The organism is Streptomyces sp. NPDC034085 (assembly GCF_055575555.1).
In genome coordinates, this window is the sequence record NZ_JBVISL010000005.1 from 390,591 (window position 1) to 406,337 (window position 15,747).

At 74.4% G+C, this 15,747-nt stretch carries 15 protein-coding genes; 13 read left to right on the forward strand and 2 right to left on the reverse strand.

What is annotated here, in order from left to right; genetic code table 11:
• The first annotated feature begins 87 nt into the window (after nt 1–87).
• The 9 genes from ACZ501_RS20540 to ACZ501_RS20580 all read left to right on the forward strand — a co-directional run bounded on the left by ACZ501_RS20540 (nt 88) and on the right by ACZ501_RS20580 (nt 9,827).
• Nucleotides 88–606 (forward strand): DUF2617 family protein, encoded by a 519-nt coding sequence (locus ACZ501_RS20540; protein WP_042801168.1) that lies wholly within the window; start codon nt 88–90, stop codon nt 604–606.
• Between the two features lie 110 nt (nt 607–716).
• Entirely contained in the window at nt 717–2,357 is a 1,641-nt protein-coding gene (locus tag ACZ501_RS20545) for a polyamine aminopropyltransferase (RefSeq protein WP_468797129.1), read from the forward strand.
• Between the two features lie 77 nt (nt 2,358–2,434).
• Nucleotides 2,435–3,301: an SRPBCC family protein gene (locus ACZ501_RS20550; protein ID WP_468797132.1), complete on the forward strand. Its 867-nt coding sequence runs from the start codon at nt 2,435–2,437 to the stop codon at nt 3,299–3,301.
• A 36-nt stretch (nt 3,302–3,337) separates the two neighbouring features.
• On the forward strand, nt 3,338–4,126 hold the full coding sequence (locus ACZ501_RS20555; protein WP_468797135.1) for an aldose epimerase family protein: 789 nt from the start codon (nt 3,338–3,340) through the stop codon (nt 4,124–4,126).
• Between the two features lie 68 nt (nt 4,127–4,194).
• On the forward strand, nt 4,195–4,734 hold the full coding sequence (gene pyrE / locus ACZ501_RS20560; RefSeq protein ID WP_361598653.1) for an orotate phosphoribosyltransferase: 540 nt from the start codon (nt 4,195–4,197) through the stop codon (nt 4,732–4,734).
• A gap of 307 nt (nt 4,735–5,041) precedes the next feature.
• On the forward strand, nt 5,042–6,064 hold the full coding sequence (fbaA, locus tag ACZ501_RS20565; RefSeq protein WP_361598656.1) for a class II fructose-bisphosphate aldolase: 1,023 nt from the start codon (nt 5,042–5,044) through the stop codon (nt 6,062–6,064).
• A 219-nt stretch (nt 6,065–6,283) separates the two neighbouring features.
• Nucleotides 6,284–7,012 carry a ScbR family autoregulator-binding transcription factor gene (locus ACZ501_RS20570; RefSeq protein ID WP_361598659.1) on the forward strand — a complete coding sequence of 243 codons (729 nt, stop codon included), beginning with the start codon at nt 6,284–6,286 and terminating at the stop codon, nt 7,010–7,012.
• A 76-nt stretch (nt 7,013–7,088) separates the two neighbouring features.
• Nucleotides 7,089–7,796 (forward strand): AfsR/SARP family transcriptional regulator, encoded by a 708-nt coding sequence (locus ACZ501_RS20575; protein WP_361598661.1) that lies wholly within the window; start codon nt 7,089–7,091, stop codon nt 7,794–7,796.
• A gap of 99 nt (nt 7,797–7,895) precedes the next feature.
• Complete coding sequence (locus ACZ501_RS20580; protein WP_361598664.1) at nt 7,896–9,827, forward strand: helix-turn-helix domain-containing protein; 1,932 nt, start codon at nt 7,896–7,898, stop codon at nt 9,825–9,827.
• On the opposite strand, the gene ACZ501_RS20585 is transcribed toward ACZ501_RS20580, so the two are convergent.
• The gene (locus tag ACZ501_RS20585; protein ID WP_361598667.1) at nt 9,812–11,014 is read right to left on the reverse strand and encodes an IS701 family transposase; all 1,203 of its coding nucleotides are present in this window, start codon (nt 11,012–11,014) and stop codon (nt 9,812–9,814) included. The two genes, ACZ501_RS20580 and ACZ501_RS20585, sit on opposite strands and share 16 nt — an antisense overlap.
• Nucleotides 11,015–11,269: 255 nt before the next feature.
• Between ACZ501_RS20585 and ACZ501_RS20590 the strand changes: the two genes are divergently transcribed.
• From ACZ501_RS20590 to ACZ501_RS20605, 4 genes are all read left to right on the forward strand, one after another.
• Nucleotides 11,270–11,683 carry a DUF3151 domain-containing protein gene (locus ACZ501_RS20590; RefSeq protein ID WP_361598670.1) on the forward strand — a complete coding sequence of 138 codons (414 nt, stop codon included), beginning with the start codon at nt 11,270–11,272 and terminating at the stop codon, nt 11,681–11,683.
• A 129-nt stretch (nt 11,684–11,812) separates the two neighbouring features.
• A complete protein-coding gene (locus ACZ501_RS20595; RefSeq protein ID WP_361598673.1) occupies nt 11,813–12,661 on the forward strand; it encodes a tryptophan 2,3-dioxygenase family protein in 849 nt (282 codons plus the stop codon).
• Nucleotides 12,654–13,865: a kynureninase gene (gene kynU / locus ACZ501_RS20600; RefSeq protein ID WP_468797138.1), complete on the forward strand. Its 1,212-nt coding sequence runs from the start codon at nt 12,654–12,656 to the stop codon at nt 13,863–13,865. Before ACZ501_RS20595 ends, kynU begins: the two co-directional genes overlap by 8 nt.
• Before the next feature lie 171 nt (nt 13,866–14,036).
• A complete protein-coding gene (locus tag ACZ501_RS20605; protein ID WP_361598679.1) occupies nt 14,037–14,915 on the forward strand; it encodes an alpha/beta hydrolase in 879 nt (292 codons plus the stop codon).
• A gap of 35 nt (nt 14,916–14,950) precedes the next feature.
• On the opposite strand, the gene ACZ501_RS20610 is transcribed toward ACZ501_RS20605, so the two are convergent.
• Nucleotides 14,951–15,628: a macro domain-containing protein gene (locus tag ACZ501_RS20610; RefSeq protein WP_468797141.1), complete on the reverse strand. Its 678-nt coding sequence runs from the start codon at nt 15,626–15,628 to the stop codon at nt 14,951–14,953.
• Between the last annotated feature and the right edge of the window lie 119 nt (nt 15,629–15,747).

The window sequence follows — 15,747 nt, forward strand, 5'->3', positions numbered from 1 at the left end:
GTGGACCCGTGCCGGTTTCCCCCCACCCGTTGACCACCGCTGGCGGGCCCCCGGCCCCTCTCCCTCGCGCGTTTGCGGAGCCGACTCATGCTCACGACCCTCCAGACCACCTACACCGACACGCGTGCCGCCGATCTCGCCTGGGCCCTGGGACGCGACCGGCTGCCCGCCCTGGCCGTACTGAACCTCCAGCTCGCGGACGCGAAGGTGGAGCTGCGCCTGCTCGGGGCCTCCCACCAGGTGCTCCTGGAGGAGGGCGAGGTGCTCTGCTCGGAGACGGTCGCCTGTATGCCCGGCAGCAGTACGCCGCTGCCGCTCGGCGTGGCGAAGCGGGTGGGCGACTGGGAGTACGAGTTCGCCGCGCGGGTCGAGACCCTCTCGCGGGGGTCCTTCGCGGGCCGGGCGCAGGAGTTGCTCGCGCTGGTCGCGGACCACCCGAACGGGCTAGCCGGCACCTTCCCCGGTGATCCGCACGCGTTCACCGCCATGCTCGCGCAGCGTCACGAGGGCCAGGTGCGCTGGCGCACCTGGCACGCGTACCCGCAGGAGGGCCAGCTGGTCGCCACCCGCACCCGGGTGGGCGTCCGCATGGGGGCTCCCGTCTAGGCCGTCCCGGGGAGTTGTGCTCCCGATTACTCCAACTGGCCTGATCAACACGGCACTTGCACCCATGTGGGTGACAGGGTGTCGGTGGGCGGTGACGTACGGTTCGCTGCATGATCGACCGTTCCGCCCCCCGCGGGGTGCTCCCGGCGGCGGAGCCGCGGGGCGTGCAGACCGTCCAGGCCGCCCTGCCCGTACGCCCCCGGACCGGCCGGGTCCTCGTGCTGGCCACGGTGTTCGTCTGCGCCGCCTGCGGGCTCGTCTACGAGCTGGAGCTGCTCGCCCTCGGCTCGTACCTCATCGGCGACTCCGTCACGCAGGCGTCGGTCGTGCTGTCCGTCATGGTCTTCGCCATGGGCGTCGGCTCCCTCCTCGCCAAACGCCTGCGCCGCCGGCCCGCCCTCGGCTTCGGCGCCATCGAGGCAGCGCTCGCCCTGCTCGGCGGCTTCTCCGCCACGGCCCTCTACGCGAGCTTCGCCTGGCTGGGGGAGTCCCGGCCCGCGCTCGTCGCCTTCTCCTTCGCCATCGGCGTGCTCATCGGCGCGGAGATCCCGCTCCTGATGGTCCTCATCCAGCGCATTCGCCGGCAGGACGCCGGCGGGGCCGTCGCCGACCTCTTCGCCGCCGACTACGTGGGCGCCCTGGCCGGCGGGCTCGCCTTCCCCTTCCTGCTGCTCCCCCTGCTCGGACAGCTCACCGGGGCCATGCTCACCGGCACCGTCAACGCCGTCGCCGGCGGCGGGCTCGTCCTGTGGCTGTTCCGCCACGACCTCAGCAGACGCTGCCGCCGGCTGCTGGTCACCGCCAACGCGGCCGTCCTCGCCCTGCTCGCCTGCGCCACCCTCCTCGTCGACGACTTCGAGCGGGCCGCGCGCACCGCCGTCTACGGCGCCGAGGTACGCGTCGCCGCGCAGACCGGGGTGCAGGAACTGGTGCTCACCGGCCCGTCCACCGGGTCCCCGCGCTCCCTCGACCTCTTCCTGGACGGACGGCTGCGGGTCAGCGGCTACGACGAGTACCGCTACCACGAGGCCCTGGTCCACCCCGCCATGACCGGCCCGCACGCCCGCGTCCTGGTCCTCGGCGGCGGTGACGGGCTCGCCGCCCGCGAGGTGCTGCGCTACCCGGACGTCGCCTCCGTCACCGTCGTCGAGCTCGACCCCGGCGTGGTCCGCCTGGCCCGCACCGACCCCATGCTCTCCGCGCTCAACGCCCGCGCCTACCGGGACCCGCGGCTGGAGGTCGTCACCCGGGACGCCTTCCGCTGGCTGCGGGGACCGGCCGCGCGCGACCGCTTCGACGTCATCGTCTCCGACCTGCCCGACCCCGGCATCACCCCGAGCACCAAGCTGTACTCGCAGGAGTTCTACGGGCTGGCCGCGCGGGCCCTCACGCCGGGCGGGCGCATCGCGGTGCACGCCGGACCCCTCACCACGAGGCCGCGCACGTTCTGGACCGTCGAGTCCACCCTGCGGGCAGCCGGGCTGTTCACCACGCCCTACAGCACCGGCGGCCGGCTCTCCGGCTTCACCGCCGGACCCGACCGCACCCTCGGCGCGGCCGACGCGCCGCCGCAGGACTGGGGCTTCGTGCTCGCCGCCCGCGGCCGGGCCCCCGAGCTGCGCGTGGACGGGGACACCCCCGCCCTCCGGGCCGTGTCGACCCCGGCCCTGCAGGACGCGGCCCGGGACGCCGCCCGCACCCGGCCGGCCGGTCTGCCGCCCTCCACGCTGCCGCACCCGCGCTACTCCTGAGCTCCGGCCGCCGGGTCCCGGCGCGTGCGGCGTCGTGTCCGTGTGCACGGGCGGGTCCCGTCGGTAGGCTCGACCGCATGGAGCATCAGGTGTTCGTTCCGGTTCCGGCAGACGACGTCCGCGCCGTGCTGCGCGACCCCGCCCGGGTGGCCCGCTGCGTCCCCGGGCTCCAGCAGGACGCCGACACCGGCTCCGGGCCCCTGGCCGGGCGCCTCAGGGTCCGGGTCGGCGGTCACACCGTGACCTACCGGGGGGCCCTGACCGTCACCGAGCGGGACCCGGACCACTTCACGGCGGAGGGCGAGGGGGCCGAGGTGCGCGGCAGCGGCACCGTCACCCTCACCCTCGGGCTGCGGCTGGTCCCGCACGAGGGCGGGACCCGGATGGAGTTCAGCGGCGGGGCCGCCGCGGACGGGCGGGCCGCCGCCTTCGACCCGCAGGCCACCGCCACCGCCGCCGGGCGGCTGCTCGACCGGCTCGCCGCCAACCTGGCCGGCGAAGCCGCCGGCTCCGGAGCCGCGGGCGACCCGGTGGCCGAGGCCGAGGAGGCGGAAGCCGAGGCGGCGGGGACGGAGCCGGGGCCGGACGGGCCCGGGGTCAGCGCGTCCGTGTTCGACACCGAGGTGCCGCCCCCGGCCCTCGACCCCTTCACGGAGGGCGGCTTCGCCGACTTCGCCGGCCTCGGCGAGCTGGGGGAAGCCGGGCAGGGGACCGGCCCCGCCGGTTCCCCGCGTCCGCCGGCCGAGGCCGCCCACGCCCGCCGCACGATGATCGGCCGCAGCGCCGAGGAGGTCGACCACGCGCCGCCGCGCGGCCGCTACGCCCCGGTTCCGGCCCCCTCCGCCGCCACCGGCGGGAACGGCCTGCGCTGGATCGCCCCGGCGGCGGCCCTGGCCCTCGCGTCGGCGGTCGTGATGAGGAGGGCGTTGCGCCGCCGCAGCTGAGCGGCCCCGGCGGCCGGCGGCCGTAGGGTCGGCGGTATGAGTACGCAACTGAGCGCCGGCGGCGCCGACATGACCATCGACCAGGAGAACGGCTGCCGGATCAGCAGTCTGCGTGTCGACGGCACCGAACTCCTGCGCCAGGGCCCGCACTACGGCTCCTTCCCGATGGTCCCCTGGTGCGGACGCACCGGGTACGGGCGGTTCCGCGACGGCGCGGCCGTCCACCAGCTGCCCGTGAACCACCCCCCGCACGCCATCCACGGCCTCGGCCGTGACATCGCCTGGCGGTCCGCCGGGGCCACCGGCACCCGGGCGTCCTTCTACTTCGACCTGGCCGCCCCGTGGCCGTACGCCGGCCGGGTGACGCAGGTCTTCGAACTGGCCGAGGACACGCTGACGTTGGCGATGAGCGTGGAGACGTACCAGGACTCCTTCCCGGCCCAGGCCGGCTGGCACCCCTGGTTCAACCGTGTCCTGACCCACGGCGGCGCCGAGGCGCAGATCGCCTTCGACCCGGCCTGGCAGGAGGAGCGGGGCGAGGACCTCCTCCCCACCGGCCGCCGGACCGACCCGGGGCCCGGCCCCTGGGACGACTGCTTCGGGATGCCCGGCGGGGTGGACGTCACCCTCACCTGGCCCGGGGAGCTGGAACTGAAGGTCGCCAGCCGGGCCGAATGGGTGGTCGTGTACGACGAGCAGCCCGAGGCCGTCTGCGTCGAGCCCCAGTCCGGCCCGCCGAACGGCCTGAACACCCTGCCGCAGCTGGTCACGCCGGTGGACCCGCTGGAGGTCTCCACGACCTGGACCTGGCGGCGGCTGCTCTAGGCCGGGCCGTCGAAGTCCCTGCTGGCCGGTGCGGCGGCACTCCCCGGCACCCAATTAAGCTCGGGGCCATGACTGACGTACGCGATGCGCTTCTGCAGCAGATCAAGGACAAGGCCGTCGTGCACGGCAAGGTGACGCTCTCCTCCGGCAAGGAGGCCGACTACTACATCGACCTCCGCCGGATCACCCTCGACGGCGAGGCCGCCCCGCTCGTCGGGCAGGTCATGCTGGACCTCACCGCCGACCTCGACTTCGACTGCGTCGGCGGCCTGACCCTGGGCGCCGACCCGGTCGCCACGTCGATGCTGCACGCCTCCGCCGCGCGGGGCGAGCGCCTGGACGCCTTCGTCGTCCGCAAGGCGCAGAAGGCGCACGGCATGCAGCGCCGCATCGAGGGCACCGAAGTGAAGGGCAAGCGCTGCCTGGTCGTCGAGGACACCTCGACGACCGGCGGCTCCCCGCTGACCGCCGTCGAGGCCGTCCGCGAGGCCGGCGGCGAGGTCGTCGCCGTCGCCACCATCGTGGACCGGGGCGCGGCCGACGCCATCGCCGAGGCGGGCCTGCCCTACCTCACCGGCTACCGGCTGGGAGACCTGGGCCTCGCCTGACCCGCCCCCGTTCCGTGCGGCTCCGGCCGTCTCGGATCGTGGTCGCGCCGGGGTGGCGGGCGGTCGGGCGCCGGGTGCGGCACCACGGGCGGCCAAGGCCGTGGAAGTGTCCGCTCCGGTCCTGACCTGCGTCTTTCCTCGGAGGCGGAGTGTTTCACGTGAAACACTCCGCCCGCTCCGCCGGGCGAGGGGTGACGGGCGGGGTGGAGTGTTGCGCCGAGTCTGGAAAGATAGGCGCGACGGCGACGTCGCCCCCAGGTCAGGGCCCGCAATAAGCACACTCCCCGCACATCCAAGGAGCGGACAGATGCCCATCGCAACCCCCGAGGTCTACAACGAGATGCTCGACCGGGCGAAGGCAGGCAAGTTCGCCTACCCGGCCATCAACGTCACCTCGACCCAGACCCTGCACGCTGCCCTGCGCGGCTTCGCGGAGGCCGAGAGCGACGGCATCATCCAGATCTCCACCGGTGGTGCCGAGTTCCTGGGCGGCCAGTACAACAAGGACATGGTCACCGGCGCGGTCGCCCTGGCCGAGTTCGCGCACGTCGTCGCCGCCAAGTACGACATCACGGTCGCCCTGCACACGGACCACTGCCCCAAGGACAAGCTGGACGGCTACGTGCGTCCGCTCCTGGAGGTGTCCGCCGAGCGCGTGGCCCGCGGCCTGAACCCCCTCTTCCAGTCGCACATGTGGGACGGCTCCGCCGAGACCCTGGCCGACAACCTGGCCATCGGCCAGGAGCTGCTCGCCAAGGCCGCTGCCGCGAAGATCATCCTCGAGGTCGAGATCACCCCGACCGGCGGCGAGGAGGACGGTGTCAGCCACGAGATCAACGACGAGCTGTACACCACCGTCGAGGACGCGATCCGCACCGCCGAGGCCCTGGGCCTGGGCGAGAAGGGCCGCTACCTGCTGGCCGCCTCCTTCGGCAACGTGCACGGCGTCTACAAGCCGGGCAACGTCGTCCTGCGCCCCGAGCTGCTCAAGGACCTCCAGGCCGGTGTCGCCGAGAAGTTCGGCAAGGCCTCCCCGTTCGACTTCGTCTTCCACGGCGGCTCCGGCTCCACGCCCGAGGAGATCGCCACCGCCCTGGAGAACGGCGTCGTGAAGATGAACCTCGACACCGACACCCAGTACGCCTTCACCCGCCCGGTCGCGGACCACATGTTCCGCAACTACGACGGTGTCCTGAAGGTCGACGGCGAGGTCGGCAAGAAGTCCACCTACGACCCGCGCACCTGGGGCAAGCTGGCCGAGGCGAGCATGGCCAAGCGCGTCACCCAGGCCTGCGCCGACCTGCGTTCCACGGGCACCAAGCTGAAGTAGGCACCAGCGCCCCGAAGGGTCCACCGGTCCGACACGGACCGGTGGACCCTTTTGTCTGCGCCCGCCCGCCCGGCCGGTGCCGTACAGCGGATTCGCGACGGATTCCCCCGAGGTGACATACGCCGGTGGACGCGCGGCCACGCGATGGTGTGGAATCTATGCAGAGAAACGTACCCGTGGGGATGTAACACCGGCGGGCCAGGAGAGGCGACGCCAGAGATGAAGACAGAGCGACCCCAGGTGAAGCAGGACCGGGCGGTGCGCACGCGTCGGGCCATCCTGGAGGCGGCCGCCGTGGTGTTCGAGGAGCACGGGTACGACGCGGCCAAGCTCTCGGACATCGTCAACATCGCGAAGGTCACCAAGGGCGCCCTCTACTTCCACTTCGAGTCGAAGGAGGGCCTGGCCCAGGCCGTCATCGACGCGCAGAACGACTCCCAGCCGCAGCTGCCGCCGCAGCAGTACCGGGCGCAGGACTTCGTGGACATCGGCATGGTGTTCTCGCACCGGCTGCGGCACGAGGTGCTGATCCGGGCCAGCACGCGGCTCACGCTGGAGTACGGGAACCGCCGGCTCGACCGGGCGTCCCCGTACGAGGCGTGGATCGACCTGCACGTCGCGGTGCTGGAGGAGGCGCAGCGGCGCGGGGAGCTGCTGCCGAACGTGGACCCGGTGGTCCCGTCCCGGCTGATCGTCGGTGCGTACGCGGGGCTGAACACCATGTCGTACACGCTCGGCCTGGACCTCGACGCCCAGGTCGCGGAGCTCTACACGCACGTGATGCCGAACGTGGTGGTGCCGGCCGTGGCGATCCGGCTGGACACCGCTCCGGGGCGGGGCGCGCGGGTCCTGTACGGACCGCGGGGCGCGCACGAGTGCCGCCACCAGTGCGAGGGCGGGGTGCCGCCGCAGGAGCCGGCCCCGCAGGGGGTCCGCGCGTCCGCCTGACCCACAGCGCCCCGCCTCTTCCCAAAAAGATCCTTCCGGGTATTATTTTTCTGCTCGCCTGCCCAGGGAGATCACTGTGGACATTGAGGTACTCGGCGCACCACGGGTCACCGAGAACGGTGTGCCCATCACGGCCCCCACGCCGGAGGCCCGGCATGTCCTGGCGGTCCTCGCGGCCTGCCCGGACCGGGTCGTGCCCGTGGCCGTCCTCGCGGACGAGCTGGCGGTCCGCACCCCGCCCGAGCACGCCCGCGCCGCCCTGCACACCGCCGTACGCCGGCTGCGCGAGCGGTTCGCGGAGGTGCTGGGCGGCGGCTCGGTACGTACCCCCGAGACGGTTCTGTCCACGCGGCCCGGCGGGTACCTCCTCGACACCGGCGGAGGCCGCTGCGACGTGCGGGAGTTCGGGCGCGAGGCCGGCGCCGGCTACCGGGCCATGGGCCGGGGCGACTTCGAGCAGGCCGCCGCGCGGCTCCGCCGCGCCCTGGACCTGTGGACCGGCCCCGCCCTGGACGGCATCGACGCCGGGCCCTGGCTCGGCGGCAGGATCGCGGCGCTCGACGCGGACCGGCTCTCCGTGCTCGGCCAGTGGGTCGAGGCGGAACTCGCCCTCGGGCGCCACCGCGAACTGCTCCTCGCGCTCGCCGGACTGCGCGGCGCGGGCGCCGGCCGCCCCGACGGCCCCTACCTGGCGGCGCTGCGCCGCGCCGAGGCCCGCGTCGAAGCGGCGCGGACGGCCCGCCCGGCCCCCGGACTCAGCCTGACCTGCGGCGCCCGCTGCTGACCCGCGGCCGTCCGGGCCTGCTTGACCCCTCGCCTGACGGAACCTAGGTTCGGGTCGGGGTACGAAGAGCAGCTGGTCGGGGCGGGGGGGAGCAGCGGTATGCGCGGGGAGGGCGGCGGCCCGCTGGCCGTACTGGAACTGCTCGCGGAGGAAGCCCCGCAGAGCCGGTACGAGACCCTGCTCGCCGAGGCCCGCACCTCGGGCGCCGGCACCGCCGAACTCGCCGCCCTCACGCGGGCCGTCGAACTGGCCGGCTCGGTGCGCGCCCGCGCGAGCAGGGGCAGACAGCGCGAGGCCGCCCTCACCGCGCTCGTCGACACCGCCCACGACCTGACCTCCCCGTACGACATCGACGGCCTGCTGCGTCTGATCACGCGCAGGGCCAGGCGCCTCCTCGGCTTCGACATGGCCTGGCTCTCGCTGAGCCGTCCGGACGGTTCGGCGTACGTCCGCACCTCCGAGGGCGAGACCACCGCGCTCAACGTCGGCCTGGAACTCGGCACCGGCCGGGGCCTCGGCAGCATCGCCCAGGACCGCCGCTCGCCGGTCTGGACCCCCGACTACCTCGCCGACGCCTCCATCGCGCACGCCCCCGGTATCGACGCCGTCGTCGAGGCGGAGGGCCTGCACGCGATCATCGCGGTGCCGCTGCGGCGCGGCAGCTCCACCCTCGGCGCGCTCTACGGATCCGACCGCGCCGTACGGGAGTTCACCCCGGACGAGATCGGCATCATGCTCTCCCTCGCCGACCTGGCCGCCGTCGCCATCGAGAAGGCCCGGCTGCTGGAGCAGACCCGCGACGAGGTCACCGAGCTGGAGGCCTTCGGCTCGCGCACCCACACGGCCCTCACCCGCGTCCGCCACCTGTGGGAGTGCCACGCCCGGCTCGCCGGACTGGTCCTGGACGGCGCCGGACTCGCCACCCTCGCCCGGGCCACCGCCGACGCGCTGGACGGCGTCCTCCAGGTACGGGACCCGGGCGGCCGCCCGCTGACCGCGACCGGGGAACTGCCCGGCCTGGACGAGGAGGCGGTGACCAAGGCCGCCCTCCAGGCGCTCACCGACCGGCGCCCGGTGCGCCTGCCCGGCGACCTGTGGCTGGCGCCCGTACTGGCGGGAGCCGAGGACCTCGGGGTGCTGCTGCTGAGCGCCTCCGCCCCGCTCACCGACGAGGACGTACGGCTGCTCCAGCTGGCGGCCCAGTCCGTGGCCTCCCTGATGCTGATCCAGCGGGGCACGGCCGCGGCCGAGGGCCCCGTGCACGACGAGCTCCTTGCCGACCTGCTGGACCGGCCGCACTCCGTCGACCTGCACCTGCTGGAGCGCACCCGCCGGCTCGGCATCGACCTCGACCGCCCGCACGTGGTGGTCGTCGCCCGGCCGGAGGGCGGCGAACTGGGCAAGGCCGTGGCCTGGGCGTCCTCGTACGCGTACCGGATGGGCGGCCTCAAGGGCGTCCGCCGGGGCTGCATCGTCCTGGTCCTGCCCGGCAGCGACGCCTCCGCCGCCGCGCACCGGGCCTCCGGCGAGCTGTCGCCGCTGCTCGGGCACGCCGTGTCCACCGGTGCCGCCGGACCCACCGGCGGCCCGGGCGATGTGGCCCGCGTCTACGCCGAGGCCGTGCGCTGCCTGGACGCGCTGACCGCGCTCGACGGGGTGGGCGGCACGGCCTCCCTGCGCGAACTGGGCTTCCTCGGCATGCTGCTGTCCGCCGACCACGACGTCGAGTCGTTCATCGACGCGACCATCGGCCCGGTCCTGGAGTACGACGCCGACCGGCTGACGGAGCTGACCCGCACCCTGGAGGCGTACTTCGCCTCGGGCGCCAGCCCCACCCACGCGGCCGAGGCCCTGCACGTCCACCCCAACACCGTTTCCCGCCGGCTGGACCGGATCGCCGAACTCCTCGGCCCGGACTGGCAGAAGCCGGCCGGCGCGCTGGAGATCCAGATGGCCCTGCGGCTGCGCAAGGCCCGCACGGTCCTGCACGACCGCCGCTCGGCCGCCGACCGGGCCTACGCGGCCGAGTAGCCCCCTCGGCCGGCGGCCCCGGAGCCGGCCGCCGCGTAGTGCTCCGTGCCGGTCAGCGCGCGGGCGGCGTGCGCGACCGAGGCCAGCGTGACGTGGCGGTGCCAGCCGGGCAGGGCCCGCCCCGCGAAGTCGCGCAGGCCCGCCTCCTGGCCGCTGTGCTCGGCGGCGAAGCCGACCCGGCGGCCCTGCTTCGTCAGCCGCAGCAGCGGCCCGACCGGGAGCCGTACCAGGTCCGTCAGCCACAGCTGCGCCGGAGGGCGACGGGCGTCCGTCCACTCGCCGACCAGCAGCAGGTGGCGCCGGCGGGCCGGCGAGGGGTCGGGCATCATCACGCGCACCGCGACGGCCAGGGTGCCGCGGTGGCGGCCGCCCGGGGCCGCGGGGTCCGGGTCGGTCCACTCGACGGGGGTGCACAGCCCCTTCACCGACTGCAGGACGTCCCGCGCGGGGCGCGGCCCGGCACCGTACCCGGGCAGCGCCGGGTCGGTGACGAGCAGCGGGGTGGCCGGGCCGACGCGGGCGATGACGGGCAGCGCGGCCTCCGCGAAGCGGTTCATCGTGGAGCGGGTGCCGATCCGCTGGATGTCCAGCACCACCGGGCGCCGGTTCCCGCTGAGCCGTACGGTCTCGATGACGGCGGTCGCCGCCGCCTCCTCGTACGCCGCCTGCGTCCCGACGGCTCCGGGGGAGTCCTGGGCATCGGCCTCCGGCAGGTACATCCGCCAGCCGACCGGAGAGACCAGTCCGGCCGAGGCGAACCAGGTCCCGAAGGCCTGCTGCCCGCGGAACATCTGCCCCTGGTGCGGGTCGAAGCGGTGCGCCACCCCCACCGAGTGCTCCCCGCCCTTGGGGATGGCCATGGGCTGCGCCACCCACGCGGTCAGCGGGGTCGTCGCCTGGAGGAACCCGGCGAGCGAGGCGCGGAGCGGCTCCCAGTCCCAGGTCGAGCCGGAGATGAAGTGGTGCATGCTCTGCTCGGCGGCCCCGCCCCCGACCTGCCCCGCGATCCCGCGCATCGACTTGCGGCCGGGCAGCGCGAGCAGCCCCTGGACGTACTGCCGGCCCTTCTCCCGCTGGTCCTTGCGGCGCAGCGAGGACAGGACCACGGAGCACAGGTCGTCGGCCGCCTCGCGGGCCGGGTCCCGCCGGACCAGCGTCGCCGTGCCCGTACTCCTGCTGCTGCTCATGACCGCTTTCACGACATGCCCCCCTCGGCGTGCGTCCACTGCACCTCTACCGTCGGCCGAGCACCCCTCGTGCGGGGAGGTGCGCCGGCCACCGCACTTCGCCGGAACGTGGTGGGGCCGCCACACCCCGGCGACTTGACGGACTGCCGGGGCGGACCTGGCCGCACCCCCGCGCATCGGGCACGGTCCTGCCGCGGGGCCCGTGACCCGCGGTGCCGGTGCCTGCCCCCAGCCGCTGTCGGCCACACTGAAGCCATGTCGATTCACCAGAACCTGCTCGGGGGCCCCGCCCCCACCCACCTGCCCGACGAGCCCGCGCCGCGTGAGGCCCTCACCGCCGGGACCGACCCGGCCGAGGTGGCCGCCGCGCACCCCACCTCCTCCCTCGCCTGGGCCGCCCTCGCCGACCGGGCCTTCGCCGCCGGCAACGCGGTCGAGTCGTACGCGTACGCCCGTACGGGCTACCACCGCGGCCTCGACGCCCTGCGCCGCGCCGGCTGGAAGGGCCACGGCCCGGTGCCGTGGGAGCACGAGCCGAACCGCGGCTTCCTGCGGGCCCTGCACGCCCTGGCGCGGGCCGCCGGGGCCATCGGGGAGAAGGAGGAGCAGGAGCGCTGCTCCACGTTCCTGCGCGATTCCTCGCCGACCGCGGCGGACACGCTCGCGTAACGCTGCCGAGGTCTGCCCTAGAGGGCTTCCGGATCCCCTGCTTATGATGCGGGGCAGGGGACCGGGGCTCCACTTACCTCACCGGAAGGAGCGGACCGCTACCCGGAAGCACGTGTCGAGGAGACAGAAATGTCGCACGCCCTTGATGCCTCCGGAGCCGGTTCGGACACCCCGAACCTCGACTTCGACGGCACGACTCCGTACGAGGACTACGTCCAGGCGGACGTCCTCACCCACCTCCAGCACCTGCGCTCGGACGATCCGGGCGAGATGGTGTTCCTGGTGACCACCCAGGTCATGGAGCTGTGGTTCACCGTCATCGTCCACGAGTGGGAGACCGCCGCCCGCGCCCTGCGCGAGGACGACGTCCCGGTCGCGATGGACGCGCTGAAACGATCCCTCCGGGAGCTGGAGGCCCTGAACGCCTCCTGGCGCCCGCTGGCCCAGCTCACCCCCGCGCAGTTCAACTCGTACCGCGCCGCGCTCGGCGAGGGTTCCGGTTTCCAGTCGGCGATGTACCGCCGGATGGAGTTCCTGCTGGGGGACAAGTCCGCGTCGATGCTGGTCCCGCACCGGGGCGCCCCGCGGGTCCACGCCGAGCTGGAGAAGGCCCTCCACGAGCCCGGCCTGTACGACGAGACCCTGCGCCTGCTGGCCCGCCGCGGCCTGCCGGTCCCCCGGACGGTCCTGGACCGGGACCTGGCGCTGCGCTACGAGTCCTCCCCCGAGGTCGAGGCGGTCTGGACGGCCCTGTACGCGGACCCGTCCGGCCCGAACGCCGACCTGCACCGCCTCGGCGAGGTGCTGACGGACGTCGCCGAGCTGGTCTGGCGCTGGCGCAACGACCACCTGGTCGCGACGCGCCGCGCGATGGGCGCGAAGACGGGCACGGGCGGCTCCGCCGGGGTGACCTGGCTGGAGAAGCGCGCGGCGAAGCACGTCTTCCCCGAGCTGTGGACGGCCCGCAGCCATGTCTGAGACCGCCCCGCACCCCATACCGGAGCTCCAGGAGCGCGCCGCCCGGCTCGACGCCGAAGACGCGCTCGGCAAGCTCCGCGAGCGCTTCACCCTCCCCGACGGGGTCGTCTACCTCGACGGGAACTCCCTCGGCGCGCTGCCGGCCGGCGTCCCCGGCGCCGTCGCCGACGTCGTGCACCGCCAGTGGGGCGAGCTCCTCATCCGCTCCTGGGACGAGAGCGGCTGGTGGACCGCGCCCCAGCGGATCGGCGACCGGATCGCCCCGCTCATCGGTGCCGCCCCCGGCCAGGTGACGGTCGGCGACTCCACCAGCGTCAACCTCTTCAAGGCCCTGGTCGGCGCCGCCCGCCTGGCGGCTCCCGGCCGCACCCGGATGCTGGTGGACGCCACCACCTTCCCGACGGACGGCTACATCGCCGCCTCCGCCGCCCGGATGACCGGCCTCGAGCTCGTCCCGGTCGACCCCGCCGGGGCGGCGGGGGCGTTCACCGACGACACCGCCGTGGTGCTGCTCAACCACGTCGACTACCGCAGCGGCCGGCTGCACGACCTGCCCGCCCTCACCGCGGCCGCGCGGGCCGCGGGCGCGCTGATCGTCTGGGACCTCTGCCACAGCGCCGGCGCCCTGCCCGTCGGCCTCGACGCGCACGGCGTCGACCTCGCGGTGGGCTGTACGTACAAGTACCTGAACGGCGGCCCCGGTTCCCCGGCCTACATCTACGTGGCCGAGCGGCACCAGGGCGCCTTCGACTCCCCGCTGCCGGGCTGGAACGGCCACGCCGAGCCCTTCGCGATGACCCCGGGCTACGTTCCCGCCGAGGGCGCGGCCCGGACGCGCGTCGGGACCCCGGACATCCTGTCGATGCTGGCCCTGGAGTCGGCCCTCGACGCGTGGGAGGGCGTGGACATCGAGGCGGTCCGCGCCAAGTCCCTCGCGCTGTCCGACTTCTTCCTCGCGTGCGTGGCGGCGTACGTTCCCGAGGGCGCGGTGGAGACGGTGACCCCGGCCGAGCACGGCCTGCGCGGCAGCCAGGTCTCGCTGCGGGCCGAGGGCGCCCGCGAGGTGATGGCGGAGCTCGTCTCCCGGGGGGTCGTCGGGGACTTCCGCGCCCCGGACGTCCTGCGGTTCGGGTTCACCCCGCTCTACGTCGGGTTCGCCGATGTGGAGCGCGCGGCACGCACACTGGGTCACATTTTCGGGTGACGCGGTAGCGAAACGTCACACCAGGGGGCGGGCGGGGCTACGGCCGCGCCCGCCTCCGTGCTGACTCGTTCCGGCGGCTGGGAGCCGGTGACGGCCTGATACGGTCCCGCTCTGTCGGAACACCGGAACATCTGTCCCCCCTGTCCCACGCGTTACCGAGAGGTTGAGCCGATGACGGACCCCGCAGTCGAACGGGACGCCGCCGAGGCCGCCTCGGCCTTCGCCCACCCCCCGGTCGGGCCCGACGCGAGCGCCGCGTACGGAGACCACCCCGACCAGGTCGTCGACTTCTACGCCCCCCGCGGCGGGGGCGCGGCGGGCTCCGCGCCGCTGGTCGTGGTCCTGCACGGCGGGGCCTGGCGGGCCCCCTACGACCGGCAGCACGTCACCCCCTTCGCGGACTTCCTGGCCCGGCGGGGCTTCGCCGTCGCCAACGTGGAGTACCGGCGCGGCAGTTCCCTGCCCCACCAGAACGCCGAGGGGCCGGTGGCCGGACGCTGGCCCGAGACCTTCGACGACGTCGCCGCGGCCATGGACGCCCTGCCCGGGCTGGCCGCGGCCGCCCTGCCCGCCGCCGACGTCCGCCGGACCGTGGTGAGCGGCCACTCGGCGGGCGGACAGCTCGCGCTGTGGGCGGCGGCGCGGCACGTGCTGCCGTCCGGCTCCGCGTGGCGGCTGCCCGCCCCGCCGCCGCTGCGTGGGGTGGTGGCGCTGGCCCCGATCGCGGACTTCGGGGCCGCGGAGGAACTCGGCGTGTGCGGCGGCGCGTCGGCGCAGCTGCTGGGCGGGCCCGAGCACTGGGAGGCCCGGCTCCCCTTCGCCGACCCGGCGGCGCTGCTGCCGACGGGCATCGCCACCACCGTGGTGCACGGGCGCGAGGACATCGTGGTGCCCCCGGCGGTGGCGGAGTCGTACGTGGCCGCCGCCGCGAAGGCGGGGGAGATGGTCGGCCTGACCCTGGTCGAGGGCGTCGGCCACTTCCCCCTGATCGATCCGGCGGCCGACGCCTGCGCGGTGGTCGCGGAGGAGATCTCCCAGCTCGCCTGGTAGGCGCGTCCGCCCCGGGACCCGTGGGGCGCGTCCGGTCAGCGGCGGGGCGACGCGCGCCGGGGCGGGGTGATGCGTATCCGCTGGGCGACGGGGGCGTTCTCCACGTCGTCGAGCTGCGCCACGATCGTGCTGCGCAGGGTGTCGTAGTCCTCGAAGCGGTGGTCGTTGAAGAGGGTGTAGCCCGTCCACATCAGGTTGGCGCACACCCGCGCCGGCACCCGGCCGGTCCGGGCGCCCATGCCGACCAGGGCCACCGAGCGGATGCTGCCGGGCTTCTTCTCGTTCTGCTGGTGGACCGCCTGGAAGGCGGCCGCGCACGCCAGGGCCACGTTCAGCGTCTGGCTCACGTTCTGCGAGGACGTCTCCATCGTGGGCGTCGAGATCAGGTACCTCGGGGTGAGGGAGCCGGACGGCACGCACACCGCGCTGCCCACCGGGAGGCTGCCCGCGAACCGGTCGCGTATCGCCCGCTGCACGCGCAGCTGGATGCCGGCTCCGAGGAACCGCTTGACGGCCGCGTCGACCCCTCCGTCCATCCGGCCGCGGGAGTTCGTCGGGCTGACCCACGCGTCGACGTCCTCGTCGAGGATCGAGCCCTGCCGGATCTCGACGCCGGGGGTGTCGGCGAAGGCGGCGCGCCACGACTCCACCACATCGGTGTTGACGTCGGTCAGTACGACCCTGAGCGCGGGCTGCGCGCGGTCCTCGGTCATCATGCACTCCCATCGGTAAAGGCGCTTCCGAACTGCTCACCACGCTAGCGGGGGCCACTGACAACGGGCTTGTCCACAGGGCCGGGTGAGGGTCGGTCACCGTTGTCAGTGGCCGTTGT